Below are 25,867 nucleotides of genomic sequence, written 5' to 3'. Positions count from 1 at the left end.
ATGGCGATAACGACACCGCATTGTTGCTGTACTGAGGGGAGGTGCCTATGTTGAACAAAGATCTAGAAAAGACGCTGAACGAGGCTTTCAAGCTGGCCCGTGACGAGCGCCACGAATTCATGACCGTCGAGCACCTGTTGTTAGCCCTGCTGGATAACAGTTCAGCCCATGAGGCGCTGAATTCGTGTGGTGCGGATGTGGAGCAGATGCGCAAGGAAATACGCGCCTTCATCAATCAAACGACCCCGCTCATCCCCCGTGATGACGAAGACAGAGAAACCCAACCGACCCTTGGCTTCCAGCGCGTGCTGCAACGTGCCGTGTTCCATGTCCAGTCGTCGGGCAATACCGAGGTGAGCGGTGCCAATGTGCTGGTTGCCATCTTCAGTGAGCAGGAGTCCCAGGCCGCTTACTTCCTGAAAAAAGCCGAGATCAGCCGGCTGGATGTGGTGAACTTCCTCTCCCACGGGGTGCGCAAAGACAGCAAGCCCGAGAGTGGCGGTAACAATGCCGAGTCCGATGACGAGGTCTCCTCCGCCCAGATCGAGAGCTTTGCCACCAACCTCAACCAGCTGGTACTGGAGGGGCGCATCGATCCGCTGATCGGTCGCGATCAGGAGCTGAGTCGCACCATCCAGGTGCTCTGCCGTCGCCGCAAGAACAATCCCTTGCTGGTGGGGGAGGCCGGGGTGGGCAAGACCGCCATCGCCGAGGGGCTCGCCTATCGCATCGTCAAGGGTGACGTGCCCGAGGTGATAGCAAACAGCACCATCTATTCTCTGGACATGGGTTCCCTGCTGGCAGGCACCAAGTACCGCGGCGACTTCGAGAAGCGTCTCAAGGTGCTGCTCAAGCAGATCGAGCGTCAGGAAGGGGCCATCCTTTTCATCGACGAGATCCACACCATCATAGGGGCGGGCGCAGCCTCCGGCGGACAGTTGGATGCGGCCAACCTCATCAAGCCGCTGCTCTCCAATGGTCTGCTGCGCTGTGTGGGGTCAACCACCTATCAGGAGTATTCCCAGATCTTCGAGAAAGATCGGGCACTGGCGCGCCGCTTCCAGAAGATCGACATCGTCGAGCCGAGCATAGATGACACCACTCGCATCCTGATGGGGCTCAAGAGCCGTTATGAGGCGCACCATGGCGTCCGTTACACCGTCAAGGCCATCCGTGCCGCAGTGGAGCTCTCCGCCAAGTACATCAATGATCGACACCTGCCGGACAAGGCCATCGACGTGATCGACGAGGCGGGGGCGGGGCAACGTCTGTTGCCGGTCAGCAAGCGTAAAAAAGTGATCAATGTGCCGGAGATCGAGGCCATAGTCGCGAAGATTGCCCGCATCCCGGAGAAGTCGGTCTCCTCTTCCGACAAGGAGGTGCTGAAGAACCTGGAGCGCAATCTCAAGATGGTGGTGTTCGGCCAAGACAAGGCCATCACCGTATTGACCGACGCGATCCGGCTGTCACGTTCCGGCCTTGGTAACGAGCGTCGCCCTGTGGGCTGTTTCCTGTTTGCCGGCCCGACCGGGGTGGGCAAGACCGAAGTCACCCAGCAGCTCGGCAAGGCGCTCGGGGTCGAGGTGCTGCGCTTTGACATGTCCGAATACATGGAGCGCCATACCGTCTCCCGTCTGATCGGGGCACCTCCCGGCTATGTGGGCTTCGAGCAGGGCGGCTTGCTGACCGACTCGGTACTCAAGCATCCCCATTCGGTGGTGCTGCTGGACGAGATCGAGAAGGCGCATCCGGATGTCTTCAACTTGTTGCTGCAAGTGATGGACAACGGCACCCTGACGGACAACAACGGACGCAAGGCCGATTTTCGCAACGTGATCCTGGTGATGACCACCAACGCGGGCGTGCAGGAGACCCAGCGCAAGTCCATTGGCTTCCAGCAGCAGGACATGAGTCACGATGCCATGGCGGTGATCAACAAGACGTTCAGTCCGGAGTTTCGCAACCGGCTCGATCACACCATCTGGTTCAACCATCTGGACATGGCGGTGATCCATCAGGTAGTCGACAAGTTCATCGTCGAGCTGCAGGTACAGCTGGATGCCAAAGGGGTATCACTGGAGGTATCTGAAGAGGCGCGCCACTGGTTGGCCGAGAAGGGTTATGATCGGGCAATGGGTGCCAGACCCATGGGACGGGTCATTCAGGAGCACCTCAAGAAGCCGTTGGCCAATGAGATCCTGTTCGGCTCACTGGTCGATGGCGGAGTAGTGAGAGTGGAGCTGGTGAATAACAGCCTCAGCTTTGACTTCCAGGTCAATGTTGAAGCTGTCTCTCACTAAATGTGATTGAGGCCAGAAACGACAAAAAACCCCAACCGCGAGGCTGGGGTTTTTTGCTGAATTCCTGGCTTAGCGAGAGCGGAAAACAATACGTCCCTTGGAGAGATCGTACGGAGTCAGAGCCACCGTTACTTTGTCCCCAGTCAGGATACGGATGTAGTTTTTGCGCATCTTGCCGGAAATATGAGCGATAACCACGTGACCATTTTCCAGTTCCACACGGAACATGGTATTGGGCAAGGTTTCGAGAATGGTACCCTGCATCTCAATACTGTCTTCTTTAGCCATTGAATCCTCTTGATAAGCCACAACAAAAAACCGCTGGATCATGCCGGATTTAAGGCTATGTGTAAAGTTTACTCGGGCTTGGTGTCGATATTTTTCCATTCTCCCTGCACCAGCAGCTCGTGGGGCAGGTACTGGCGCTTGTAATTCATCTTGCGGCACGCCTCCACCAGATAGCCCAGATACAGCCAGCTGCGACCGGTGCGCCTGGCCAGTTCCAACTGGCTCAGAATGGCAAAGGTGCCCAGTGAGCGGTCGGCATAATCGGGATCGAAAAAGGTATACATGGCGCTCATGGAGTGGGGGAGCAGGTCCGTGGTGGCCACCCCGATGAGGCGTCCCTCCTTGCGTATCTCCATGTAGAGCGGTGGCATCCAGTCGCAGTGCAGGAATCCCTTGTACTGGGTGCGGCTCGGCGGGTACATGCTGCCATCGTGGTGGCGCTCGCGGATGTAGCGCTCATAGAGCTGGTAATACTCGGGTTTGTCGTCGTAGCTCAGCACCAGCTCGAGATCCCGGTTCAGCTGACGAACGCGTTTCTGGCCGCGGTTAGGCACGAAACGCTCGCTGTGGATGCGCAGTGACTGGCAGGCGCTGCAGGCCGGGCAATGGGGGCGATAGATGTCGTTGCCACTGCGCCTGAATCCCGCCGTCAGCAGCCGCTCGTAACCGGCCGCATTGAGCAGCTCATGATCCATCAGTACCAGCAACTGCTCCTGCTCATGGCCGAGGTAGCTACACGGGTGTCTGGGGGTCAGGCCTACCTTGAGGATCACTTCTTCGGTCATAGGCTGATTCTCCTCTGCTGCCAGCAACCGTCTTGCAGTGGTTGCTTGATCAGGCTCGCCAATGTGGTCAGAAACCGGCTTCTTGGCCACTCCTGGACTCCCAGGGTGGCCAGGAAGTCGTTCTGCATCTGGCAGTCGATGAGGGCACCCCCATGGCGTGCGAAGTGGCGACAGAGCGCCACCATGGCCAGTTTGGCGCCGTTATCGATGCGGCTGAACATGGATTCACCGCAGAAGAGGCGGCCAAGGGAGAGACCATAGAGCCCCGCCTGCAACTGACCATCCTGCCAGATCTCGACGGAGTGGGCATGGCCCAGGCGGTGCAACTGCCGATAGGCGTCGATCATGGGGGCGCTTATCCAGGTGCCGCTGGCGCTGCGACGGGGAGCGGCGCAGGCCGCTATCACCTCATCGAAGGCATGATCGATGGTAATGTCGAAGGGGGTGCGGCGCAGATACTTCTGCAGGCTGCGCCCTATATGCAGCTCATCGGGCACTATCACCCCCCTGGGATCCGGCGACCACCACAGCAGCGGCTGATGTGGCTCATTCCACGGAAAGATCCCGCTGTGATAAGCTGCCAGCAAACGGGCAGGGGAGAGATCTCCCCCAATCGCCAGCAGGCCGTTGGGTTCTTCCAGCGCATGGCTGGGGGAGGGAAACCAGCACAGCTCATCATCCAGTTCGGTGAGATAGTGAGACATAAGACAGAGGTTCACAGATGAAGGCCATTATCCTGATAGTATCCAGCTTGCTGGGCTTTGTCACGGCGCCCGCCTGGGCTGCACCCTACGAGCGCAATACGGCTCGCCCCGTCGATCAGGTGGTGTTTGGCCAGGTGGACACGGTGCGCAACATCACCCAGCGCCAGGTGCTGGAATCCGAGCATACCGGCTGGAAAACCCTGGGTGGCGCCGTGCTGGGGGGACTGCTTGGCAACCAGTTTGGCGGCGGTCATGGGCGGGAGATCGCCACCGCCGTGGGGGCACTGGCGGGGGCTGCTGCGGTGCAGCACTACCAGTCCGGTGGCAGCGTGGTGGAGAACCAGCTGGTGGAGCTCTTGATCCGCAATGAACAGAACGGGCTCATCAACGTTATCCAGGACTACGATCCGGCCATGGTGTTTGCGAGCGGAGACAAGGTGCGCATCCTCTATTTCAGCGATGGGGTGCGGGTCGACAAGACCTATTGAGGAAACCCGTGAGCGGGTAGAGTGCAATCAGAAGGGGGAATAACCCGGCGGCCGCAAGGGGCGCCGGGCGGTACTACACGGAGTGTCTCTTTCGAGACTCGCTCAGGCGTCCTGGCAGACTATTTTGTCGCGACCTGTGTTCTTTGCCTGATACAGCTGGCGATCTGCCTCACTCAGCGCCTCGTCCATGGAGAGCCGCCCGACCTTGATGACGCCAAAGCTGGCGCGCACAAAGAGCGGTACTTCCCGTGACAGCGGCTGCTGACGCAGCTGTTGCCGCAGCCCTTCCAGCCGCTTGAGCAGCACGGGAACCGGACAGTGGGGCACCATCAGGGCAAACTCCTCGCCACCGAAACGGGCTATCATGGCATCCGGGAAGAACTGGGTGAGCAGCCGGGTCAGGTGGCAGAGCAACTGATCGCCGATGGCATGGCCCCAGTGATCGTTGACCTGCTTGAAATGATCCACGTCCAGCACGCACAGGGCGAGCTGCGCCTGCTGACGTTGATGCTCTTCGAACCACTTCTGCCCCTCGTTGAACCAGTAACGCCGGTTGTAGAGCCCGGTCAGGTAGTCGCGGTTGGCCGATTCCTGGATGTTGTTGAACTGCTCGAGCGCCTCCAGATTGTGGCTGACCCGGCACTGCAGCTCCTCGGGCTCGAACGGCTGGTTGAGAAAGTCGTTCGCCCCCTGCTTGAGGTAGCGGGCAGAGAGGCCGTGCTTGTCCGACACCGAGATGCCGATGATGGCGAGCTGCTGCTTGCTGTAACGCTCACGCAGCATCCGCACCAGGCTGATGCCGTCTATCTCCGGCATGTAGTAATCCACCAGCATCAGGCGAATGGCCGGGTGCTGCTCGAGCAGGGCCAGGGCATCCCGGGCGCAGGTTGCCTCGTGCACCAGCAGCAGCTGTTTGCGCAACTGGGCAGCGGTGCGATGGCGGGAGGTGCGGGAGTCATCGACCACCAGCACCTCGATAGCCTGATTGAGGTAGAGGCGGTGCACCAGGCTGACGGCGTATTGCAGGGAGTGGCGTGAATCCTTCATCACGTAATCCAGCACACCGGCCTCCAGCCAGGCTTCCCGTTTCTCCTCGCTGATGTCGGCGGTGAGGATCACCACGGGCAGACCACGTTCCAGCAGCACATTGACGGCTTCTCCACTCGGGGCATCCGGCAGGGTGAGATCCACCAGGGCGACCACGTACTCTTCGCCCTGACAGTCGCGGGCGCCTTCAAGGGTATCGAACGCATCAATCTCCAGCCCGGTTTGTTGCGAAATGGCCTGAGTCAACATGCGGCGAATCGTCAGGCTGTCTTCCACAATCAATATTTTCCGTTTCATCCGGCTCCTTAAAAGAAAAGGGCATGCCACTTGGCATGCCCTTTATATCCTTGTGCTTATTGTGCGTCCAGATATCGCTCGGCATCCAGGGCTGCCATGCAGCCGGTACCGGCTGAGGTGATCGCCTGACGGTAGACGTGGTCGGCCACGTCGCCGGCGGCAAACACGCCCGGGATGCTGGTCTGGGTCGCGAACCCTTCCAGGCCGCCACGCACCTTGAGGTAGCCGTTTTCCATCGCCAGCTGGCCTTCGAAGATCTGGGTGTTGGGCTGATGACCGATGGCGATGAAGACCCCCATCAGCGGCAGCTCGGAGGTGGTGTCGTCCCGGATGCTGCGCAGGCGCACGCCGGTCACGCCCATGTTGTCACCCAGCACCTCGTCCAAGGTCTGGTGAGTGTGCAGCACTATGTTGCCGCTCTCGACCTTGTCATTGAGGCGCTTGATCAGGATCTTCTCGGCGCGGAACTCGTCGCGGCGGTGGATGAGATGCACCTTCTTTGCGATGTTGGCCAGATAGAGCGCCTCTTCCACGGCGGTGTTGCCGCCGCCGACCACGGCCACTTCCTGGTTGCGATAGAAGAAGCCGTCACAGGTGGCACAGGCGGAGACGCCACGGCCCTTGAAGGCCTCTTCGGAAGGCAGGCCCAGGTACTTGGCGGAGGCGCCGGTGGCGATGATCAGCGCGTCGCAGCTGTATTCACCGTTGTCACCCTTGAGGCGGAACGGGCGCTGGGTCAGCTCCACTTCATTTATGTGATCAAACAGAATGCGGGTATCGAATTTTTCCGCATGCTCTTTCATGCGCTCCATCAGGGCCGGGCCGGTCAGCCCTTCCGCGTCCCCTGGCCAGTTTTCCACCTCTGTGGTGGTGGTCAGCTGACCACCTTGCTGCATGCCGGTGATGAGCAGGGGATTGAGGTTGGCGCGGGCGGCGTAGACGGCGGCGGTATAACCCGCCGGGCCGGAGCCCAGGATCAGCAGTTTGCTATGAGTAACTTGGCTCATGATGTGATTTCCGAGACGTGATGAGTTTGCGCGATTGTAGGTAATTCGTGATCCGGGGTCAAAGGCCAGGGCATCGATTGTGGCAATCGCCAAAGAGAGGAAAGGATGGCTGGATTTGAGCCATAAAAAAACCGCCCATCGCGGGCGGATTTTCACTCATCGACGCTCCCTGGCGGGGGCGGGATCAGTTCAGCAGGGTCAGGGGATCCGTGTAGGCCAGGTTGTGCGCCACGGCGACCTCCTTGCAAGTGATCTTGCCCGCCATCACGTTCAGGCCGTGCAACAGGTGGGGATCACTGAGCAGTGCACCGCGATAGCCCTGTTCCGCCAGCTTGATGATGAAGGGCAGGGTGGCGTTGTTGAGGGCCACGGTGGAGGTGCGGGCCACGGCGCCCGGCATGTTGGCTACGCAGTAGTGCACCACCTCGTCGACGATGAAGGTGGGATCCTCGTGGGTGGTGGCGTGAGAGGTTTCGACGCAGCCGCCCTGATCGATGGCCACATCCACGATGGCGGAGCCCGGCTTCATGCGCGCAATGTGGTCACGGCTGACAAGTTTTGGCGCAGTGGCGCCCGGCACCAGCACGCCGCCGATGACCAGATCCGCCGCCAGCAGGTGGCGCTCCAGAGTCTCGCGATTGGAGTAGACCACCTTGGCCGCCCCCTGGAACTCGCTGTCGAGACGACGCAAGGTGTCGATGTTGTTGTCGAGTATGGTCACGTCGGCACGCAGGCCGATGGCCATGCGGGCCGCGTTGGAACCCACCACACCGCCGCCGATGATCACCACCTTGGCCGGTTCGACTCCGGGTACACCACCGAGCAGCACACCGCTACCGCCGCGGGATTTTTCCAGCGCCTGGGCACCGGCCTGAATAGACATGCGTCCGGCCACTTCCGACATGGGGGCCAGCAGGGGCAGGCCGCCACGGCCATCGGTGACGGTCTCGTAGGCGATGCAGACGGCGCCGCTGTCGACCAGCTCCCGGGTCTGGGCCAGGTCTGGCGCCAGGTGCAGGTAGGTAAAGAGGGTCTGGTCCGGGCGCAGCATGGCGCGCTCGACCGCCTGGGGCTCCTTGACCTTGACGATCATCTCCGCCTTGGCGAAAACGTCTGCCGCGGAGGCCAGAATTTCGGCTCCGGCAGCCAGATAATCTGCGTCACTGAAGCCAATGCCATTTCCTGCGCCGCTTTGGACGAAAACGGTATGGTTTCGTGCTGTCAGTTCACGTACACTTGCCGGAACCATGCCTACGCGATATTCATGGTTTTTTATTTCCTTAGGTACACCGATAATCATGCTATCCCTCGTCTATCGATTGGTGGTTTATGTTGCCCAGATGTTAAGCAACATTTGCGCCTAGTATATTCAGGTATTGACAGGATTTGTGACCATTATTATAAAATGACTGGTGATTCTTACCAAAAAATAGCCAAAGGATGGAATTAAATGATGGAAGCTAAGAGTCGGCTAAAGGATTTGGACAGGATTGACCGCAACATTCTGAATGAACTGCAAAAGGATGGCAGGATTTCGAACGTTGAGTTGTCCAAACGAGTTGGCCTGAGTCCCACACCGTGTCTGGAACGGGTTCGTCGCCTCGAGCGTCAAGGCTATATCGAAGGATATGCCGCTATTCTGAACCCTCATTATCTGGATGCGTCTCTGCTGGTGTTCGTGGAAATTACCCTCAATCGTGGCGCCCCCGACGTGTTCGAACAGTTCAACAAGGCTGTTCAGGTGCTCGAAGAGATCCAGGAGTGCCATCTGGTGTCAGGTGATTTCGACTATCTGCTCAAGACCCGCGTCAGCGACATGTCGGCCTACCGCCGCCTGCTGGGGGAAACCCTGCTGCGTCTGCCCGGCGTCAATGACACTCGCACCTATGTGGTGATGGAAGAGGTCAAGCAGAGCAGTCGTCTGGTGATCAGTACCCGATAAGCGGGATTGTGCTGTGACTTGCATGCACCACGACGAGTCACGATAGTCAGAAACGAGCGGCCGGTCCGCTCGTTTCTTCTTATTACTGTATTCATGGCCCCGCCCTCAGGCACTGGCTGACAATCGGTGGGCTTTTCAGGGATACTAGGCCCCCTATCCCCGCATTACATGTTTTCAGAAAGGAGCCGGAGTTTGGCCGATAAAAAGCTGTTTACTCCTTTGTCAGGTACGCAACGGATCTTCGAGGCCGTCTTGATCGCCATCACGCTGATGGCTGCCTATCTCTTGCTTGCCCTGTTGACCTACCATCCCGCCGATCCCGGTTGGTCCCAGACCTCCTGGCAGGGAGAGGTGAAGAACCTGGCGGGCAGCGCCGGTGCCTGGCTCGCCGACATCACCATGTTTACCTTCGGGGCCTTCTCCTATCTGGTGCCTCCCCTAGTGGTACTGCTCGGCTGGAGCCTGTTCTGGCGCCCGAGCCGGCTGCTGGAGGTGGACTATCTCACCCTGTCGGTGCGCATCATCGGCTTTGTCCTGACGGTGCTCGGGATGTCCGCCATCGCCAGCATGAACTTCAATGACTTGCAGAATTTCTCCGCAGGCGGCCTGGTGGGGGACGTGATCGCCTCCGCCGTGGTGCCCCTCTTTGGCGGCGTCGGGGCCAACCTGATGCTGCTCTGCTTCGTGGCCACCGGCATCACCCTGTTCACCGGCTGGTCCTGGCTCACCATAGTCGAACGGATCGGGGCCACCTGCACCGGCAGCGTCAGCGCCATCTACCATTTCCCGACAACCCTGGGTCGCTGGCTCACCGGCGGCTGGCGCCAGCCCCGTTTTGAGGGGCCGGATCCCCTGCTGGAAGGGGGGGTGGGCGCTCTCGATCTCGACGACGAAGAGGACGAGCCCCATAGCAGCTGGACGCGCAACCCCAAGGCTAAGGGGAGCCAGAAGTCAAAATCTGACGAATGGCTGCCGGAGCTCGATGACGACACCTTCCAGTTCGATCCGCAATTCGATGATGAAGAGGACGAGCCGGCGCCCGTGACCAGACCCAAGCGCGCCGCCGTTGCCCATGCCCGCCGTCAGCCGGCCCTGGCCGATGACGGGGATGACGAACTCGATCTGCCCTGGGCGGAAGGGGAGGAGGCAGCCGCCGCCCCTGCGGTCGCCGCACCGGTCAAGCCCAAGCGTCGCCCCCAGCCCGCCATGGCGCCGCTGCCGAGCATAGATCTGCTCGACCGCCCGCCCGCCAAGACCCAGATGATGAGCAAGGACGAGCTGGACCGCATGGGCCGGCTGGTGGAGGCGAAACTCGCCGACTACAACGTGCAGGCCAAGGTGGTCGGTGTCTATCCGGGCCCTGTGATCACCCGCTTCGAGCTGGATCTGGCGCCGGGCATGAAGGCGAGCAAGATCACCAACCTCTCCCGGGATCTCGCCCGTTCGCTGTCCGCCAGCAGCGTGCGGGTGGTGGAGGTGATCCCGGGCAAGACCTTCGTCGGCATCGAGCTGCCCAACCGGGTACGCCAGACCGTCTACCTGCGGGAGACCCTGGACTGCGAGGCCTTCTCTGGCAGCCACAATCCGCTGACCATGGGGCTGGGGCAGGACATCGCGGGGGAACCCGTGGTGGTGAACCTGGCCAAGATGCCCCACCTGCTGGTGGCCGGTACCACGGGCTCGGGCAAGTCGGTGGGGGTCAACACCATGATCATCTCCATGCTCTACAAGTCGACGCCGGACGATCTGCGCTTCATCATGATCGACCCCAAGATGCTGGAGCTCTCGGTCTACGAAGGTATCCCCCATCTGCTGACCGAGGTGGTCACCGACATGAAGGACGCCGCCAACGCCCTGCGCTGGTGCGTCGGCGAGATGGAGCGTCGCTACAAGCTGATGTCCGCGGTCGGGGTGCGCAACCTCAAGGGTTACAACGACAAGGTGCTGGCCGCGGCCGCCGAGGGCGAGCCCCTGCGGGATCCCTTGTGGCGTCCGGGTGACTCCATGGATCAGATGCCGCCTGAGCTGGAAAAACTGCCCCACATCGTGGTGGTGGTGGACGAGTTCGCCGACATGATGATGATCGTCGGCAAGAAGGTGGAAGAGCTGATTGCCCGTATCGCCCAGAAGGCGCGGGCAGCCGGTATTCACCTCATTCTCGCGACCCAGCGCCCTTCTGTGGATGTCATCACCGGCCTCATCAAGGCCAACATCCCGACCCGGATCTCTTTCCAGGTGTCGAGCAAGATTGACTCGCGCACCATCCTGGATCAGGGCGGCGCCGAATCCCTGCTCGGCATGGGGGACATGCTCTACATGCCCGCCGGCACCTCCAACCCGACCCGGGTCCACGGCGCCTTCGTCGATGATCACGAGGTGCACAAGGTGGTGGCGGACTGGAAACTGCGCGGCGAACCGAACTACATCGAGGAGATCCTCTCCGGTGAGTCGGACGGCGAGGGCGGTGGCGGCGAGTACGGCGGCGGTGGTGACGAGGAGCTGGATCCCCTGTTCGACGAGGCGGTGGCCTTCGTGGTGGAATCCCGCCGTGGCTCGACCTCCAGCGTGCAGCGCAAGTTCAAGATTGGTTACAACCGGGCGGCCCGTCTCATCGAGCAGATGGAAAACCAGGGCATCGTCAGCTCTCCGGGGGGCAACGGCCAGCGCGACGTGCTGGCACCGCCCCCGGTGCGTGATTAAGCCTTCATATCATCCTGGCCATGTCTGCGGACATGGCCTTTTATCTGACCCTCTTCAACGGGAATCGCGATGAAAAAAGCATTATTGATGGGTTCTGTACTGTTGCTCGCCAGCAGCCAGGTGTGGGCCGATGCGGCCAGCGATCTCAAGCAGAAGCTGACGGGCGTCAGCCTGTTCTCGGCCAAGTTTGCCCAGACCGTCTATGACAGCAAGGGCAAGGAGCTGCAGAAGGCGAGCGGCACCCTGCTGGTGCAGCGCCCGAACCGCTTCAACTGGCACACCACTGCCCCGGACGAGAGCCTGATAGTGGCGGACGGCAAGGATGTGTGGGTCTATGACCCCTTCGTCGAGCAGGTCACCGCCCTCAAGATGAAGGATGCTGTGCTCAACACCCCCTTCGTGCTCATCGCCGGCAACGATGTCGGGCTCTGGAAGAATTACGACGTGACCCAGCAGGGGGACGTCTACACCGTCACCAGCCGCAACAAGGATGAGCTTATTGCCTCCTTTCGCATCACCTTCGACCGCCAGAACAACATCAGCCGGTTCGACGTGAAAGAGGCCCAGGGGCAGTGGAGCGAATTCACCTTGAGCAGTTTCAACCGCAAGCCGGTGCTCAAGGGCAACGAGTTCGTGTTCAAGACGCCTGCGGGGGTCGCGCTGGACGATCAGCGCTGATGAGCAGGCGGTCGCTGGATTTTTCGTCAGTGCGTCTGTCAACGGCGGTGGGCGTGACGCAGGGGGTCAACAGATGAGTAACCTCTTATTGAATTTCTCGTCGGACCGTTTTTCCATGGCGGTATGCGTGATACTGAACGGTCAATACAGATGAGCAACTTGTCGCTGGATTTCTCGTCGGACTTTCGTCCGCTGGCGGCCAGGATGCGGCCGCAGAACCTGGATCAGTACATAGGCCAGCAGCACATCCTGGGGGCTGACAAGCCCCTGCGCAAGGCGATCCTGGCGGGGCACTGCCACTCCATGATCCTGTGGGGACCGCCCGGCACCGGCAAGACCACGCTGGCCGAGCTGATGGCCCACTACTGCCAGGCCGAGGTGGAGCGGCTCTCCGCGGTCACCTCCGGCATCAAGGAGATCCGCGCCGCCATCGACAAGGCGAAGGAGAACAGCTGGCGCGGGGTGCGTACCATCCTCTTCGTGGACGAGGTGCACCGCTTCAACAAGAGCCAGCAGGATGTGTTCCTGCCCCACATCGAAGACGGCACCATCACCTTCATCGGCGCCACCACCGAAAATCCCTCGTTCGAACTCAACAACGCACTGCTCTCCCGGGCCCGGGTCTACCTGCTCAAACGGCTGGAGGAGGAGGACATCCTCGCCATGATCGATCAGGCGATGACAGACCCCCGTGGCCTCAATGACCCCAGCCTCACCTTTGCCCCCGGCGTCAAAGCGGCGCTGGCCAAAGCCGTGGATGGGGACGGGCGCAAGTCCCTCAACTACCTGGAGCTGCTGGCCGACATGGCCGAGAGTAATGGGGCAGGGGAGAGGGTGATCGACAGCGCCCTGCTCGCCGCCGTGGTGGGGGAGCATGTGGCGCGCTTCGACAAGGGCGGGGATCACTTCTACGACCTCATCTCGGCGGTGCACAAGTCCATTCGCGGCTCGGCGCCGGATGCGGCCCTCTACTGGTATGCCCGCATGGTGAGTGCCGGTTGCGATCCCCTCTATATCGCCCGCCGTTTGCTGGCCATTGCCTCGGAAGATGTGGGCAATGCCGATCCCCGTGCCATGCAGGTGGCGCTGTCTGCCTGGGACTGCTTCCACCGCATCGGTCCGGCGGAAGGGGAGCGGGCCATCGCCCAGGCCATCGTCTACCTCGCCTGCGCCCCCAAGAGCAATGCGGTCTACACCGCCTGGAAGGCGGCGCTCAATGACGCCAAAAACCTGCCGGACTTCGAGGTGCCGCCGCACCTGCGCAACGCCCCCACCAAGCTGATGAGCGAGCTCGGCTATGGCGCCGAGTACCGCTACGCCCACGACGAGCCCGGCGCCTATGCCGCCGGCGAGGAGTACTTCCCGCCAGAATTGGCCGGCAAGCACTACTACCAGCCCACCGATCGGGGCCTCGAGAAGCAGATCGCCCAGAAGCTCGATTACCTGCGCGATCTGGACCGGCAGAGCCCGCGTCAAAGAGACAAGTAAAGGCACGTTGTCCGGGCAGCATGGCGATCCCTCGGATCGGCGAAGATAAGCCTGCCGATGCCGTCAAACTTGGCAAAAACGACAGCAATACGCCCTGTTCGGGCGGGGGGGCGGTCTGCTACACTGCCCCTCTGACCCCGCTTGTCTTGGCCTTGCACCATCTTCTTGATTTAGAAGGCCCGATTCCGAAGACATAGGGGTGCGCCAACCGACGTTAACTTCCGGATCTGTTTTCTCGCCAGGGCGGATGACCCAGGCCCAGATCCCATTAAAAAAAGTAGGTAAACCATGCTGGATCCCAAATATCTGCGCAGCGATATCGAAGAAGCTGCCGCTCGTCTGGCGACACGTGGCTACGCGCTGGACGTAGCGGCTGTCAATGCTCTGGAAGAGAAACGCAAGGATCTGCAGTCCCGTACCCAGGAGCTGCAGGCCGAGCGCAACGCCCGCTCCAAGTCCATCGGTGAGGCTGCCCGTCGCGGCGAAGATGTGGCTCCGCTCAAGGCCGAAGTGACCAAGATCAACGACGAGCTGGAGACCAGCAAGGTCGAGCTCGAGACCCTGCTGGCCGACATCAAGGCCATCTCAGACGCCATCCCCAACTTGCCGAGCGACACCACCCCGGTGGGCCGCGACGAGAACGACAACGTGGAAGTACGCCGTTGGGGCACCCCGCGCGAGTTCAGCTTCCCGGTGCGCGATCACATCGATCTGGGTGAAGCGGCCAAGGGCGTGGACTTCAAGAACGGCGTCAAGCTCTCCGGTGCCCGTTTCGTGGTGATGAAGGGTCAAATTGCCCGCCTGCACCGCGCCCTGGCGCAGTTCATGCTGGATCTGCACACCCTGCAGCACGGCTACACCGAATGCTACGTGCCCTATCTGGTCAACCCGGACAGCCTGTATGGCACCGGCCAACTGCCGAAATTCTCCCAGGACCTGTTCAACACAGGTATCGAGGGCGAAGGGGAAGACGAAGGCAAGGTGCGCAAGTTCTCCCTCATTCCTACCTCCGAAGTGCCGCTCACCAACATGGCCCGCGACGAGATCTTCGACGAGCAGGAACTGCCCATCAAGATGACCGCCCACAGCCCCTGCTTCCGCTCCGAAGCCGGCTCTTATGGCCGTGACACCCGCGGCCTCATCCGCATGCACCAGTTCGACAAGGTCGAGATGGTCCAGCTGGTGCACCCGGAGAAGTCCTGGGATGCGCTGGAAGAGATGGTGGGTCACGCCGAGAAGGTGCTGCAACTGCTGGAGCTTCCGTATCGCGTGATGGCGCTCTGTACCGGTGACATGGGCTTCTGCGCCGCCAAGACCTACGATTTGGAAGTGTGGCTGCCGGCCCAGAACACCTACCGCGAGATCTCGTCCGTCTCCAACTGCACCGACTTCCAGGCGCGCCGCATGCAGGCCCGCGTGCGTGTCGACGGCAAGCCGCAACTGCTGCACACCCTGAACGGCTCCGGCCTTGCGGTAGGGCGCACCCTGGTGGCGGTGATCGAGAACTACCAGCAGGAAGACGGCCGTATCGCCATCCCGGCGGCGCTGCAGTCCTACATGGGTGGCCTGACCCACATCGGCTAAGCCCCTCTTGCTCAGCACAACGCCATGGCCATGCCATGGCGTTGTGCATTTGGGCGCCAGTCGCCCCCTCGGCAGGGGACGGGGTCGGTCTCCTTCGGCGCTCCATTGAACCTTTAACACATTTTTATCAAGCATTGCGCAATCGTTTTTGTTAGACTGCGCCGCAATTTCGCAGGACATCTTTTTCTATGGTCTGGATTGATTACGCCATCATCGGCATCGTCGGTTTCTCTGCCCTCATCAGCCTGGTGCGCGGCTTCCTGAAGGAAGCCATGTCCCTCGTCACCTGGTTCGTCGCCTTTTTCATTGCCAGCCATTTCTATCCGGATCTCGCCGTCTACTTCACCTCCTTCTCCGACGCCATGGTGCGCAACGGCCTCGCCATCGCCGCCCTGTTCGTGGCGACCCTGATCCTGGGGAGCGTGGTCAACTACGTGGTGGGCTTGCTGGTGGAAAAGACGGGACTCTCCGGCACGGATCGGGTGCTGGGGGTCTGTTTTGGCGCCATTCGCGGGGTACTGATCGTCAGTGCCCTGCTGTTTTTCATGGATACCTTCACCAGCCTCTCCCAGAGCGACTGGTGGGTGGCGTCCAAACTGGTTCCCGAGTTCAAGCCGGTGATCCAGTGGTTTTTCGGGTTCATGCTGAACTCGTCCAGTTTTCTTCAACAGGTACAGTGACTTCGAGGTAGCAAAGACATGTGCGGTATTGTCGGTATAGTTGGCACCACCCCCGTCAATCAGGCCCTCTACGACGCCTTGACGGTGTTGCAGCACAGGGGACAGGATGCCGCCGGGATCGTGACCATTGACAGTGGAAACTTCCGGCAACGCAAGGCCAACGGCCTGGTGAAGGATGTGTTTGAAGTGCGCCACATGCAGCGACTGAAGGGGCATATCGGCATAGGACATGTCAGATATCCCACCGCAGGCAGCTCCAGTGCCGCTGAAGCCCAACCTTTTTACGTGAACTCTCCCTACGGCATGGTGCTGGCCCATAACGGCAACCTCACCAACGCCAAGGATCTCAAGGAGCAGCAGTTCAAGGTGGCTCGCCGCCACATCAACACCACCTCGGATTCCGAAGTGCTGCTGAACGTGCTGGCCCACGAGCTGGATCTGTGCGACAAGATGGCGCTGCGGCCGGAAGACATCTTCTCTGCGGTACGCAAGGTGCACCAGCAGATCCGTGGCGCCTATGCGGTGGTCTCGCTGGTGATTGGCCACGGTCTCATCGGCTTCCGCGATCCCAACGGCATCCGCCCGCTGATCCTGGGTCGTCGCGCTGACGAGCAGGGCCAGGTGGAGTACATGCTCGCCTCCGAGAGCGTGGCGCTTGACGCCATCGGCTTCGAGACGGTGCGTGACGTCGCTCCGGGCGAGGCCATCTACATCACAGAGCAGGGCCAGCTCTTCTCCGAGCAGTGTGCGGAAAACCCGCAGATGAGCTCCTGCATCTTCGAGTACGTCTACTTCGCACGCCCCGATTCCTGCATCGACAAGGTCTCCGTCTATGCCGCCCGTCTCAACATGGGCCGCAAGCTGGGCAAGAAGATTGCACGGGAGTGGGAAGATCTCGACGTGGACGTAGTCATCCCCATCCCCGAGACCTCCTGTGACGTGGCGCTGGAAATCGCCCACACCCTGGGCCTGCCTTACCGTCAGGGCTTCGTGAAGAACCGCTACATCGGCCGTACCTTCATCATGCCGGGCCAGACCCAGCGCAAGAAGTCGGTGCGTCGCAAGCTCAACGCCATCAGCTCCGAATTCAAGGGCAAGAAGGTGTTGCTGGTGGATGACTCCATCGTCCGTGGCACCACCTCCGAGCAGATCATCCAAATGGCCCGTGAAGCAGGGGCGGCCAAGGTCTACTTCGCCTCGGCGGCACCGGAAATCCGCTTCCCCAACGTCTACGGCATCGACATGCCCACTGCCAACGAGCTGATCGCCCACGGCCGTGAAGTGGAAGAGGTGTGCAAGCTGATTGGCGCCGATGGCCTGATCTTCCAGGATCTGGAAGATCTGGAAGAGGCGGTGCGGGAGATCAACCCCGAGCTGCGCCACTTCGAGACCTCGGTGTTCAATGGCCACTACGTCACCTCGGATGTGGATCAGGGTTATCTGGACCACCTGAACGCCCTGCGCAGCGACGACAACAAGGCGGTGCGCGAGTGGCAGGAAGGGACCAGCAACCTGGAGATCTTCAACGAAGGCAGTTAAACGTTTTCTGATTGCCATCGTGATGAACAACAGGGGGGCCTAGGCCCCCCTGTTGCATTGATGCTCTTACTCGCCAGTAAGGGGAGGCCCTCAGGCCAGATCTTCCCCGTGGCTGGCGATGACCTTCTGGTACCACCAGAACGACTTCTTGCGCCTGCGCGCTAGGGTGCCCTGGCCGGCATCGTCCCTGTCCACATGGACGAAGCCGTAGCGCTTGCTCATCTCGCCGGTGGAGGCGGAGACCAGATCGATGCAGCCCCAGCTGGTGTAGCCCAAGAGTGGCACTCCGTCTTCGATGGCATCCCCCATGGCGCGGATGTGCGCGCGCAGGTAGTCGATGCGATAGTCGTCCACTATCTCGCCATCGGCGTTGATCTCGTCCATGGCCCCCAGGCCGTTCTCCACTAGGAACAGGGGTTTCTGGTAGCGATCGTACAGGCTGTTCATGGTGATGCGAAGGCCGAGCGGGTCTATTCCCCAGCCCCACTGGCTCACCTCGATGTGGGGGTTTCGCAGGGATTTGACCACGTTGGCGGCGCTGGTGTTGCCCGCGTTCATGTCAGCCGAGGCGCAGCGGGAGGCGTAGTAGCTGAAGGAGACGAAATCGACGCTGTGTGTGAGGATCTCATCATCCTCCGGCGCCTTGACGAGCTGGATCCCCTTCTCCCGAAACACCCGGGCGGCATAGGCCGGGTAGGCACCTCTCGCCTGCACGTCGATGAACAGCAGGTTTTCCCGCTCCTTTTGCAGCGCGGCCCAGACATCTTCCGGCTTGCAGGAGTAGGGGTAGAAGCTGCCCCCCGCCAGCATGCAGCCCACCTGGTTGGCCGGATTGACCTCGTGGGCAATTTGGGTCGCCAGGGCGCTCGCGACCAGCTCGTGGTGGGCCGCCTGGTATTTGACCTGCTCCTGGTGCTCCCCTTTCTCGAACACCAGCCCCGCCCCGGAGAAGGGGCTGTGCAGCAGTATGTTGATCTCGTTGAAGGTGAGCCAGTACTTCACCAGGCCGTCGAATTGCTCGAAGCAGGTGCGGGCATAGCGGGTGAAAAAGTCCACCATCTGGCGGTTGCGCCAAGAGCCGTACTCCACCACCAGGTGCATGGGCACGTCGAAGTGGCACAGGGTCACCAGGGGCTCGATGTTGTACTTTCTGCACTCCTCGAACAGCGCCCGGTAGAAGGCGATGCCCTCGGGGTTGGGTTCTTGCTCGTCACCCCTGGGGTAGAGCCGGCTCCAGGCGATGGAGGTGCGAAACACGGTGAAGCCCATCTCTGCCATCAGGGCGATGTCTTCTTTGTAGCGGTGGTAGAAATCGATGGCCTCGTGGCTTGGGTAGAACTCGTCATCCCGCAGGGTGAAGCGCTTCTCCTGGCCAAGCTTGACCGCCATGCGGTTGGCGCCATGGGGGATCATGTCGACCGTGGTCAGCCCCTTGCCCCCCTCGCGATGGCCGCCTTCCGCCTGGTTGGCGGCCAGGGCGCCGCCCCAGAGGAAATCCTGGGGAAATCTGGTTATCGACATCGGTTACCTCTTGTCATGTCGGATGATTTGAATTCACAGGCTGGCGGCCGGCTGGCCCGGCATGGCCGCGTCGGCCCGGGCTGGCGTCTGGGAAGCCTGCTCCTGCACCGGTATGTCTTCAAAGCCCATCACCAGGGTCAGCACGAAGGAGAGCACCACTGAGAGCGCCATCACGGCGAACACCCAGGCGATGCTCATGGGGTTGGCCGGATCGAAGAACTGCACGCTGGTGAAGAGCCCGGGGGCCGCCATGGAGTGGCTGGCGAGCCCGGCCATGCCCGCGACGGCGCCGCAGATGAAACCGCTGATGAGGCTGGCGATGAGGGGGCGCTTCAATCGCAGGGCGACGCCGTAGAGGGCGGGTTCGGAGATCCCCGCCATGATGGCGGAGGCGGCCGCCGCCAGCGCGGTCTGGCGCAGCTCGGGGTTTTTGGTGCGCCAGGCGACGGCCAGGGAGGAGCCGCCGAGGGAGAGGTTGGCGCCTATCTCGGAGGGCATCACCATACCTTCCTTGCCGGTTTCGGCGATGGTCTGGATGATGGTCGGGGTGAAGACGCGGTGCATGCCGGTCATCACCAGCAGAGGCCAGAGCGCGCCCATGATGGCCACCGACAGCCAGCCCAGGTAGTCGTGGACCGTGTAGACCAGGCCCGAGATGGCGGTGCCAATCCAGATGCCGATGGGGCCGATGAGCAGGATGGCGAGCGGCGCCGCAATCAGCACTATCAGCATGGGCTTCAAGAAGTTCTTGGTCACTGCCGGGGTGATGCGATCGACCCAGCGCTCTATGTAGGAGAGGCACCAGGTCATCACCAGGGCCGGGATCACTGTGTAGGTGTATTTCACCGCGGTGACCGGGATCAGGGCGAAGGTCACCTGCTCCCCCTCGGCGGCCCTGGCCATCAGCTCGATGAAGCTGGGGTGCACCAGCACGCCGGCGATGGCGATGGCGAGCGACATATTGGTCTTGAACTTGACGGCGGCGGAGGCGGCCACCATCAGGGGCAGGAAGAAGAAGGCGCCGTCACCGGCCACAGTGAGTATGGTGAGGGTCGAGGAGCCTTTCTCAAGCACGCCGGTCATCTCCAGCACCATGGCCAGCAGCTTGAGCATGGAGCCACCGATGATGGCCGGGATGAGCGGCGACATGGTGCCGATCAGGGCGTCGAGGATGGCGGCGCCCAAGCTGCGCAGGCTGAAACCTGGCTTGGCCGCTGACAGGTCTTCCTGTGCGCCTTCCGGCAACTGGACAAGCACCTCGCGATAGGCGTGGGAGACCATGTTGCCGATGATCACCTGGCACTGGTTATCACTGCTGACCACCCCAAGTACCCCGGCAGTGGCCTTGAGCATTGGACTGTCCACCAGGGCGGGGTCTTGCAGCACGAAGCGCAGGCGCGTCATGCAGTGGGTCACGGCGACGATGTTGCCGGTTCCGCCGAGGGCCGTGATGACCTTGCCGGCCAGGGCCGCGTAGTTCTTTGACATCTAGTCGTATCCTTTTTACCAAATGAGGCTTGTCTAACCCCGTCATTGACGACGGGAAGAACGGGAATGAAACTGCATTGTGGAACCGGTTCCACATAGCATGCTCAGTTTCATGCTCACAGACAAGACGGTCGCACCGCCATTGTGCAGAAGCGTGAATGGGATCACTGAAAGGGGGGGCCGGCGCCCATTCTCGTTAGCACAAGCGGGTCCCGTGCAGTACACTGCGGCCCGTCGAGAAGAGGGGAAGATGATGACGACTATGCTGGAGGTGGCGAAGCGGGCAGGGGTGTCGAAGGCGACTGTCTCCCGGGTGCTGTCGGGCAATGGCTATACCAGTCAGGAGACCCGGGATCGGGTGTTCCAGGCCATAGAGGAGAGCGGCTATCGCCCCAACCTGCTGGCCAGGCAGCTGGCCACCAAAAACACCCAGACTCTGGGCCTGGTGGTGACCAACACCCTCTATCACGGCGTCTATTTCAGCGAGTTGCTCTCCCACGCGGCGCGGCTGACCGAAGATCGGGGCCGCCAGCTGATCCTGGCCGACGGCAAGCACAGCGCCGAGGAGGAGCGACAGGCCATCCAGTACCTGCTCGACTCCCGCTGTGACGGCGTCATCATCTACCCGCGTTTTCTCAGCGTCGAGGAGATGGACGAGCTCATCGAGCAGCACTCCCAGCCCATCATGGTGCTCAACCGGCGGCTGCGGCGCCACCCGGCGCACTGCGTCTACTCCGATCAGCAGGCTGCCGCCGCTGCCGTGGTGGACAGGCTGGTCGGGATGGGGCACAGCGGCATCGCCTTCATCACGGGCTCGGCGGATTCCCCCACCGGCATGGAGCGTCTCGCCGGCTACCGCGAGGCCCTTGCCCGGCACGACATTCCCGTGCAAGAGGCGCTGATCGCCCCCGGCAAGTGGACGCCCGCCTGCGGCGCGGCCGCCGTCTCGACCCTGCTGGCGCGCGGGATGAGCTTCAGTGCCCTGATCGCCAGCAACGATGACATGGCGATCGGTGCCATCAAGCAGTTGCACGAGTGCGGCGTGTCGGTGCCGGAGCAGGTCTCCGTGGTGGGGTTCGACGACATCGCCCTGGCTCCCTACGTCATTCCGTCGCTGGCCAGCGTCAAGATGCCGGTGACCGAGATGATCCAGGAGACCATCAACCGGTTGATCACCATGGTAGAGGAGGGGGAGCCCGAGGCGCTGCCCTCTTTCAGTGGCAAGCTGGTCCGGCGCGATTCCCTCAAGCGCCTGCTGGAGTGAAGCGGCCTCTGCGCTGGGCAGGCGGGGCGGGATCCGTTAGCATGGGCCCCCTTCGCGGGCCTCGCCCGCCGCATCAATATATGCCAATCAAGACCAACCAGAGAGTACAAGAGTTCAGATGGATGACCTGCTAGCCCCCGTGCGCCAATTTCTGCATTGTGAGACCCCGGATGAGTGGGTGGAGATGGCGCGGGATCCCGCCCAATTGCCGACCCTGCTCATCGATCACGCCAACTGCGAGAACAAGGCCGCCCTGACGGCCCACAGCCTGGTGCGCCGCTACTGCCTGCCCAAGGAGAAGCGCCACCTGCTGCCCAAGCTCGAATTTTACCGTGAGCTGGATGCCATCCCCGAGAAGGCCGAGATCCTCGGCAAACGCACCATGGGCGAGTCCGACAGAAGCGTGTTCGCCGAGCTCGAGCGCAACCCCCTGCTGTTCCCCATGGTGCGGCTCATTCAAGAAGAGCTGCACCACTTCGAGCAGGTGCTGGAGATCATGCAGGCCCGCGGCATCCCCTACGGCCCCGTCACCGCCTCCCGCTATGCCCGCAGCCTGCTGGCCCACGTGCGCACCTACGAGCCGGCGGCCGTGGTGGACAAGATGATCATCGGCGCCTACATAGAGGCGCGCTCCTGCGAGCGCTTTGCCAAGATTGCCCCTCATCTTGACGAGGAGCTGGGCCGCTTCTATGTCTCCCTGCTGCGCTCGGAGGCGCGCCACTACCAGGACTATCTGGCACTGGCGGAGCAGTATGCGGGAGAGGATATCAGCGAGCGGGTCGCCTATTTTGGCCGGATTGAAGCCGAGCTTATCTGCTCGCCGGACCCGCAGTTCAGGTTCCATAGCGGCCTGCCTGTCAGATCTGACAGTTGTTGAGCCCAGAGGGGCTGCCTACTATCTCGGTGTTCCTACTACGAGCGACGCAATCACTTTTTTGAGCGCAATCCCCCGGCGACTGATGTGACATCAGGCCGGGTTTTTTTATGCCCGGCCCATGGGCCTGAGGGGGAACGGCTGGGGATCAGCGGCGGTATTCGTTGTTGTAGTTCTGGATGAGGCGGCGGGTCACGTCGTGCTGGGGATCGGCGAAGACCCGCAAGGTCTTGCCGCGCTCCACCACCCGGCCCTCGTGCATCACCAGCACCTCGTCGCTGATGTGGCTGACGATGCCCAGATCGTTGGCCACCAGCACATAGCTCAGCCCCATGGTCTCCTGCATCTCCAGCAGCAGGTTGATGATCTGGGAGCGCACCGAGATGTCCAGGGTGGAGAGCGCCTCATCCGCGACCACGATTTTCGGGTTGAGGATCAGCGCACGCGCCAGCCCCACCCGCTGCTGCTGACCGGCGGAGAGCATCTGTGGGTAGAAGAGGGCGTGATCTGCCAGCATGCCCACCATGCGCAGGGTCTGGATCACCTTCTCCCGACGCTCCTCCTCGCTCAGGGCCGTGTTGAGGCGCAGCGGCGTCTCCAGGATCTGGCCGACCCGAATTTTTCGGTTGAGCGAGGTGTTGGGGTCCTGGAAGATCATCCGCAGCAGCTTGCAGCGGGTCTGATAGTCACCGTGAACCAGGGGCTGCCCCTCGATGGCGATCTCGCCGCCGCTCGGCTCTATCATGCCGGCCAGGATCCGCGCCAGCGTGCTCTTGCCCGAGCCTGCCTCCCCGACGATGGCTAGGGTCTGGCCCACCCCGAGATCAAACGACAGGGGCTTGATGGCCTCCACCGCCTGGCGCCGAAACAGGCCGGTGCGGTTCTGATAGGTCTTGCACAGGCCCCTGACCTGCAACAGGGCGGGTTCGATCACAGGCTTGGCTCCTTCATGACAACATTCACGTTCAGGCTCATTTCTTTGGCTCTTCCATGTTCAAGGGGAAGTGGCAGCTGGGGCATGGATGTCCCTTGGCCTAGCTGATTGGGCATGGAATGGTGATGACTCGGGTTCATTTCTTCGGCTCTTCCATGTTCAAGGGGAAGTGGCAGTTTAGAAATGGATGTCCCTTGGCCTTGCTGATTGGGCATGGGCTGGTGATGACTCGGGCTCATTTCTTCGGCTCTTCCATGTTCAAGGGGAAGTGGCAGCTAAATTGGTGTCCCTTTACCTTGCTCATCAGCGGGGTCTGCACGCACTGCTTCTGGGCATAGGGACAGCGGGGGCCGAGGCGGCAGCCGATGGGCAGGTGCTGCAGGGGGGGGATCACCCCGGGCAGGGTCTCGAGCCGGGACTTGTGGCGCACCAGCTTGTCGAAGTCGGGAATGGACTTGAGCAGGGCATCCGTATAGGGGTGACGGGGGGATTCGAGGATCTGATCCCGGGTGCCCACCTCCACCATCTGGCCGCAGTACATGATGTTGATGGTGTCGGTCAGGTTCGCGATAGCGGCGATGTCGTTGCTGATGATGAGGATGGTGGTGTTGCCCAGCTTGTTCATCTTGTCCAGCAGCCGCAGGATCTGGGAGTGGGTGGTGGACTCCATGGCGCTGGTGGGTTCATCCGCCACCAGCAGCCGCGGCTGATTGGCGATGGCCATGGCGATCATCACCTTCTGGCACATGCCGTCCGACAGCTCGTGGGGATAGGCCCGCATCACCTTGCGGTGATCCTTGACCCCGACCCGGTGCAAGAGGGCGATGGCCCGCTTCTTGCGCCACTGGAAGCGCTGCCAGAACTTGCCGGCGAAGGCGCTGGTGGGAATGGCCTCTTCCAGCTGGGTGCCTATCTCTTCCGAGGGGTCGAGACAGCTGATGGGGTCCTGGAAGATCATGGCGATCTCGCGGCCCATGATGCGACGCCGCTCCTTGGGGGCCATGGTCAGCAAGTCCATGTCGTTGAAGCGCATCCGGTCGGCACGCACCGTCCAGTTGTCCTTCTGGATGCCGACGATCACCTTGGCCACCAGGCTCTTGCCCGAGCCCGATTCTCCTACCAGGCCGCGGATCTCCCCCTCGTTCAGGGTCAGGCTGACCCTGTCCACCGCCTTGACCTTGCCCTGGGGAGTGTCGATCTCGATGGTCAGGTTGCGTATATCAAGCAAGGGCATGATGATTTCCCCCTTTTAACGGCGCGAGGGTGACTGTATCGGCTCGTGACGGCTGGGCCTGAACGCTGTACCGGCGTGAACCCGGAACCATGAGGCTGCCTCTCTTCAATGATACCCCCATCAGTCGTTCCCCTCTTTAAGCGCTTCGCGAATGCCTTCACCCACCAGGTTGGTCACCAGCACGCTGAACAGGATGGCCATGCCCGGCAGGGTCACCGTCCAGGGGGCCAGATAGATGAGATCGCTCGAATCCGCCAGCATGGCGCCCCACTCCGGCTGGGGTGACTGGGCCCCGAGGCCGAGGAAACCCACCGCCGAGATATCCAGGATGGCGGCAGAGAGGGTGCGGGTGGTCTGGGTCACCAGGGTTTCCACTATGTTCGGCAGTATGGCCAGACGCATGATCCGCAAGGGGGGCGAGCCGTCAAGGCGGCTTGCGATGATGTACTCCTTCTGCATCTCGGCGTGGACGGCGTTGTAGGTCGCCCGGATGAAAGGCGGTATCAATGCCAGCGTGATGGCGATCAGGGTATTGAACAGCCCGGGCCCCAGGATGGCGACCACTATGATGGCCAGCAGCAGGGAGGGGATGGAGAGCAGGGTATCGAGCAGGTGATGGAGCACGCTCGACTTCACCCCCTTGCTCATGCCGCCGAGGATGCCGATGGCGGAGCCGACGAGGAGCGCTATCACCACCACCAGCAAGGCGTTGCCGAAGGTGAGGCGGGCCCCCACCACCAGGCGGGAGAGGATGTCGCGGCCCAGATCGTCGGTGCCGAGGAAGTAGTCAATGTTCCCCGTGCTGGCCCAGGAGGGGGCCAGCAGCAGGCGGCCGCTGTGCTGATCATCGATGCCGTAGGGCACCACCAGGGGGCCCACCAGGGTGATGAGCAGCAGCAGGCCGAAGCACCAGAGCCCCCCCATGGCCAGCGGATTGCGGCGATAGGAGGCCCAGGTCTGCTCCAGGGGGGAGAGGATCTTGAGCTCCGGATAGATGTTCGATTTATCGTGCATGATGCAGGCTC

The 25,867-nt window shown here is 61.6% G+C and carries 22 protein-coding genes; 11 read left to right on the top strand and 11 right to left on the bottom strand.

Going from position 1 to position 25,867, the window contains the following annotated elements; translation table 11 throughout:
• Positions 1-47 precede the first annotated feature (47 nt).
• Positions 48-2,300: an ATP-dependent Clp protease ATP-binding subunit ClpA gene (gene clpA, locus ACB039_RS03530; RefSeq protein ID WP_171269772.1), complete on the top strand. Its 2,253-nt coding sequence runs from the start codon at positions 48-50 to the stop codon at positions 2,298-2,300.
• Positions 2,301-2,369: 69 nt separating this feature from the next.
• On the opposite strand, the gene infA is transcribed toward clpA, so the two are convergent.
• From infA to aat, 3 genes are all read right to left on the bottom strand, one after another.
• Entirely contained in the window at positions 2,370-2,588 is a 219-nt protein-coding gene (gene infA, locus ACB039_RS03525; protein WP_005300033.1) for a translation initiation factor IF-1, read from the bottom strand.
• A 68-nt stretch (positions 2,589-2,656) separates the two neighbouring features.
• Positions 2,657-3,373: an arginyltransferase gene (locus ACB039_RS03520; RefSeq protein WP_042650310.1), complete on the bottom strand. Its 717-nt coding sequence runs from the start codon at positions 3,371-3,373 to the stop codon at positions 2,657-2,659.
• A complete protein-coding gene (gene aat / locus ACB039_RS03515; RefSeq protein ID WP_171269773.1) occupies positions 3,370-4,077 on the bottom strand; it encodes a leucyl/phenylalanyl-tRNA--protein transferase in 708 nt (235 codons plus the stop codon). The genes ACB039_RS03520 and aat overlap by 4 nt, the downstream gene beginning before the upstream one ends.
• A gap of 17 nt (positions 4,078-4,094) precedes the next feature.
• Between aat and ACB039_RS03510 the strand changes: the two genes are divergently transcribed.
• Positions 4,095-4,565, top strand: a complete 471-nt coding sequence (locus ACB039_RS03510; protein ID WP_043132106.1) for a glycine zipper 2TM domain-containing protein — start codon at positions 4,095-4,097, stop codon at positions 4,563-4,565.
• Between the two features lie 102 nt (positions 4,566-4,667).
• Here the strand turns inward: ACB039_RS03510 and ACB039_RS03505 are convergent, their stop codons facing one another.
• From ACB039_RS03505 to ald, 3 genes are all read right to left on the bottom strand, one after another.
• Positions 4,668-5,909: a diguanylate cyclase gene (locus tag ACB039_RS03505; RefSeq protein WP_043132104.1), complete on the bottom strand. Its 1,242-nt coding sequence runs from the start codon at positions 5,907-5,909 to the stop codon at positions 4,668-4,670.
• 56 nt (positions 5,910-5,965) lie between these two features.
• Complete coding sequence (gene trxB, locus ACB039_RS03500) at positions 5,966-6,916, bottom strand: thioredoxin-disulfide reductase (protein ID WP_171269775.1); 951 nt, start codon at positions 6,914-6,916, stop codon at positions 5,966-5,968.
• 184 nt (positions 6,917-7,100) lie between these two features.
• Positions 7,101-8,216, bottom strand: coding sequence for an alanine dehydrogenase (gene ald / locus ACB039_RS03495; protein WP_043132101.1), 1,116 nt, complete (start codon positions 8,214-8,216; stop codon positions 7,101-7,103).
• A gap of 150 nt (positions 8,217-8,366) precedes the next feature.
• On the opposite strand from ald, the gene lrp reads away from it, so the two are divergent.
• The 7 genes from lrp (at position 8,367) to purF (ending at position 17,527) form a co-directional block, all read left to right on the top strand.
• The gene (lrp, locus tag ACB039_RS03490) at positions 8,367-8,858 is read left to right on the top strand and encodes a leucine-responsive transcriptional regulator Lrp (RefSeq protein ID WP_005300047.1); all 492 of its coding nucleotides are present in this window, start codon (positions 8,367-8,369) and stop codon (positions 8,856-8,858) included.
• Between the two features lie 192 nt (positions 8,859-9,050).
• Entirely contained in the window at positions 9,051-11,558 is a 2,508-nt protein-coding gene (locus ACB039_RS03485; RefSeq protein WP_371165159.1) for a DNA translocase FtsK 4TM domain-containing protein, read from the top strand.
• Positions 11,559-11,627: 69 nt separating this feature from the next.
• Positions 11,628-12,236 (top strand): outer membrane lipoprotein chaperone LolA, encoded by a 609-nt coding sequence (gene lolA, locus ACB039_RS03480; protein ID WP_371165158.1) that lies wholly within the window; start codon positions 11,628-11,630, stop codon positions 12,234-12,236.
• A 150-nt stretch (positions 12,237-12,386) separates the two neighbouring features.
• A complete protein-coding gene (locus ACB039_RS03475; RefSeq protein WP_226169389.1) occupies positions 12,387-13,724 on the top strand; it encodes a replication-associated recombination protein A in 1,338 nt (445 codons plus the stop codon).
• Between the two features lie 288 nt (positions 13,725-14,012).
• Positions 14,013-15,308 (top strand): serine--tRNA ligase, encoded by a 1,296-nt coding sequence (serS, locus tag ACB039_RS03470; RefSeq protein WP_182785613.1) that lies wholly within the window; start codon positions 14,013-14,015, stop codon positions 15,306-15,308.
• Positions 15,309-15,496: 188 nt separating this feature from the next.
• Positions 15,497-15,988, top strand: coding sequence for a CvpA family protein (locus tag ACB039_RS03465; protein WP_005325372.1), 492 nt, complete (start codon positions 15,497-15,499; stop codon positions 15,986-15,988).
• An 18-nt stretch (positions 15,989-16,006) separates the two neighbouring features.
• Entirely contained in the window at positions 16,007-17,527 is a 1,521-nt protein-coding gene (gene purF, locus ACB039_RS03460) for an amidophosphoribosyltransferase (protein WP_005325371.1), read from the top strand.
• Positions 17,528-17,617: 90 nt separating this feature from the next.
• Here purF and ACB039_RS03455 read toward each other — a convergent pair whose 3' ends face one another.
• Both ACB039_RS03455 and ascF read right to left on the bottom strand, forming a co-directional pair.
• The gene (locus tag ACB039_RS03455; protein ID WP_005325370.1) at positions 17,618-19,048 is read right to left on the bottom strand and encodes a 6-phospho-beta-glucosidase; all 1,431 of its coding nucleotides are present in this window, start codon (positions 19,046-19,048) and stop codon (positions 17,618-17,620) included.
• A 33-nt stretch (positions 19,049-19,081) separates the two neighbouring features.
• Positions 19,082-20,536, bottom strand: a complete 1,455-nt coding sequence (gene ascF / locus ACB039_RS03450) for a PTS cellobiose/arbutin/salicin transporter subunit IIBC (protein ID WP_317840966.1) — start codon at positions 20,534-20,536, stop codon at positions 19,082-19,084.
• 250 nt (positions 20,537-20,786) lie between these two features.
• Between ascF and ACB039_RS03445 the strand changes: the two genes are divergently transcribed.
• Together ACB039_RS03445 and ACB039_RS03440 are read left to right on the top strand one after the other, a co-directional pair.
• Positions 20,787-21,800 (top strand): LacI family DNA-binding transcriptional regulator, encoded by a 1,014-nt coding sequence (locus ACB039_RS03445; RefSeq protein WP_371165157.1) that lies wholly within the window; start codon positions 20,787-20,789, stop codon positions 21,798-21,800.
• Between the two features lie 118 nt (positions 21,801-21,918).
• A complete protein-coding gene (locus tag ACB039_RS03440) occupies positions 21,919-22,677 on the top strand; it encodes a tRNA-(ms[2]io[6]A)-hydroxylase (RefSeq protein WP_005325367.1) in 759 nt (252 codons plus the stop codon).
• Between the two features lie 145 nt (positions 22,678-22,822).
• Here the strand turns inward: ACB039_RS03440 and ACB039_RS03435 are convergent, their stop codons facing one another.
• From ACB039_RS03435 to ACB039_RS03425, 3 genes are all read right to left on the bottom strand, one after another.
• Positions 22,823-23,608, bottom strand: a complete 786-nt coding sequence (locus tag ACB039_RS03435; RefSeq protein ID WP_005325357.1) for an ATP-binding cassette domain-containing protein — start codon at positions 23,606-23,608, stop codon at positions 22,823-22,825.
• Between the two features lie 235 nt (positions 23,609-23,843).
• Complete coding sequence (locus ACB039_RS03430; RefSeq protein ID WP_005325353.1) at positions 23,844-24,842, bottom strand: oligopeptide/dipeptide ABC transporter ATP-binding protein; 999 nt, start codon at positions 24,840-24,842, stop codon at positions 23,844-23,846.
• Between the two features lie 120 nt (positions 24,843-24,962).
• A complete protein-coding gene (locus tag ACB039_RS03425) occupies positions 24,963-25,856 on the bottom strand; it encodes an ABC transporter permease subunit (RefSeq protein WP_005325348.1) in 894 nt (297 codons plus the stop codon).
• Positions 25,857-25,867 lie beyond the last annotated feature (11 nt).

It is taken from the genome of Aeromonas sp. S2(2024), from assembly GCF_041402505.1.
GTDB lineage: Bacteria > Pseudomonadota > Gammaproteobacteria > Enterobacterales > Aeromonadaceae > Aeromonas > Aeromonas media.
Note: the sequence above shows the minus strand (reverse complement) of the source record. Positions and strands in the feature narration are given on the sequence as shown.

What these genes read in the sequence shown, in the direction of transcription:
- clpA (WP_171269772.1), top strand. Translation starts at nt 48, where the DNA reads ATGTTGAACAAAGATCTAGAAAAGACGCTGAACGAGGCTTTCAAGCTG.
- infA (WP_005300033.1), bottom strand. Translation starts at nt 2,588, where the DNA reads ATGGCTAAAGAAGACAGTATTGAGATGCAGGGTACCATTCTCGAAACC.
- ACB039_RS03520 (WP_042650310.1), bottom strand. Translation starts at nt 3,373, where the DNA reads ATGACCGAAGAAGTGATCCTCAAGGTAGGCCTGACCCCCAGACACCCG.
- aat (WP_171269773.1), bottom strand. Translation starts at nt 4,077, where the DNA reads ATGTCTCACTATCTCACCGAACTGGATGATGAGCTGTGCTGGTTTCCC.
- ACB039_RS03510 (WP_043132106.1), top strand. Translation starts at nt 4,095, where the DNA reads ATGAAGGCCATTATCCTGATAGTATCCAGCTTGCTGGGCTTTGTCACG.
- ACB039_RS03505 (WP_043132104.1), bottom strand. Translation starts at nt 5,909, where the DNA reads ATGAAACGGAAAATATTGATTGTGGAAGACAGCCTGACGATTCGCCGC.
- trxB (WP_171269775.1), bottom strand. Translation starts at nt 6,916, where the DNA reads ATGAGCCAAGTTACTCATAGCAAACTGCTGATCCTGGGCTCCGGCCCG.
- ald (WP_043132101.1), bottom strand. Translation starts at nt 8,216, where the DNA reads ATGATTATCGGTGTACCTAAGGAAATAAAAAACCATGAATATCGCGTA.
- lrp (WP_005300047.1), top strand. Translation starts at nt 8,367, where the DNA reads ATGATGGAAGCTAAGAGTCGGCTAAAGGATTTGGACAGGATTGACCGC.
- lolA (WP_371165158.1), top strand. Translation starts at nt 11,628, where the DNA reads ATGAAAAAAGCATTATTGATGGGTTCTGTACTGTTGCTCGCCAGCAGC.
- ACB039_RS03475 (WP_226169389.1), top strand. Translation starts at nt 12,387, where the DNA reads ATGAGCAACTTGTCGCTGGATTTCTCGTCGGACTTTCGTCCGCTGGCG.
- serS (WP_182785613.1), top strand. Translation starts at nt 14,013, where the DNA reads ATGCTGGATCCCAAATATCTGCGCAGCGATATCGAAGAAGCTGCCGCT.
- ACB039_RS03465 (WP_005325372.1), top strand. Translation starts at nt 15,497, where the DNA reads ATGGTCTGGATTGATTACGCCATCATCGGCATCGTCGGTTTCTCTGCC.
- purF (WP_005325371.1), top strand. Translation starts at nt 16,007, where the DNA reads ATGTGCGGTATTGTCGGTATAGTTGGCACCACCCCCGTCAATCAGGCC.
- ACB039_RS03455 (WP_005325370.1), bottom strand. Translation starts at nt 19,048, where the DNA reads ATGTCGATAACCAGATTTCCCCAGGATTTCCTCTGGGGCGGCGCCCTG.
- ascF (WP_317840966.1), bottom strand. Translation starts at nt 20,536, where the DNA reads ATGTCAAAGAACTACGCGGCCCTGGCCGGCAAGGTCATCACGGCCCTC.
- ACB039_RS03445 (WP_371165157.1), top strand. Translation starts at nt 20,787, where the DNA reads ATGATGACGACTATGCTGGAGGTGGCGAAGCGGGCAGGGGTGTCGAAG.
- ACB039_RS03440 (WP_005325367.1), top strand. Translation starts at nt 21,919, where the DNA reads ATGGATGACCTGCTAGCCCCCGTGCGCCAATTTCTGCATTGTGAGACC.
- ACB039_RS03430 (WP_005325353.1), bottom strand. Translation starts at nt 24,842, where the DNA reads ATGCCCTTGCTTGATATACGCAACCTGACCATCGAGATCGACACTCCC.
- ACB039_RS03425 (WP_005325348.1), bottom strand. Translation starts at nt 25,856, where the DNA reads ATGCACGATAAATCGAACATCTATCCGGAGCTCAAGATCCTCTCCCCC.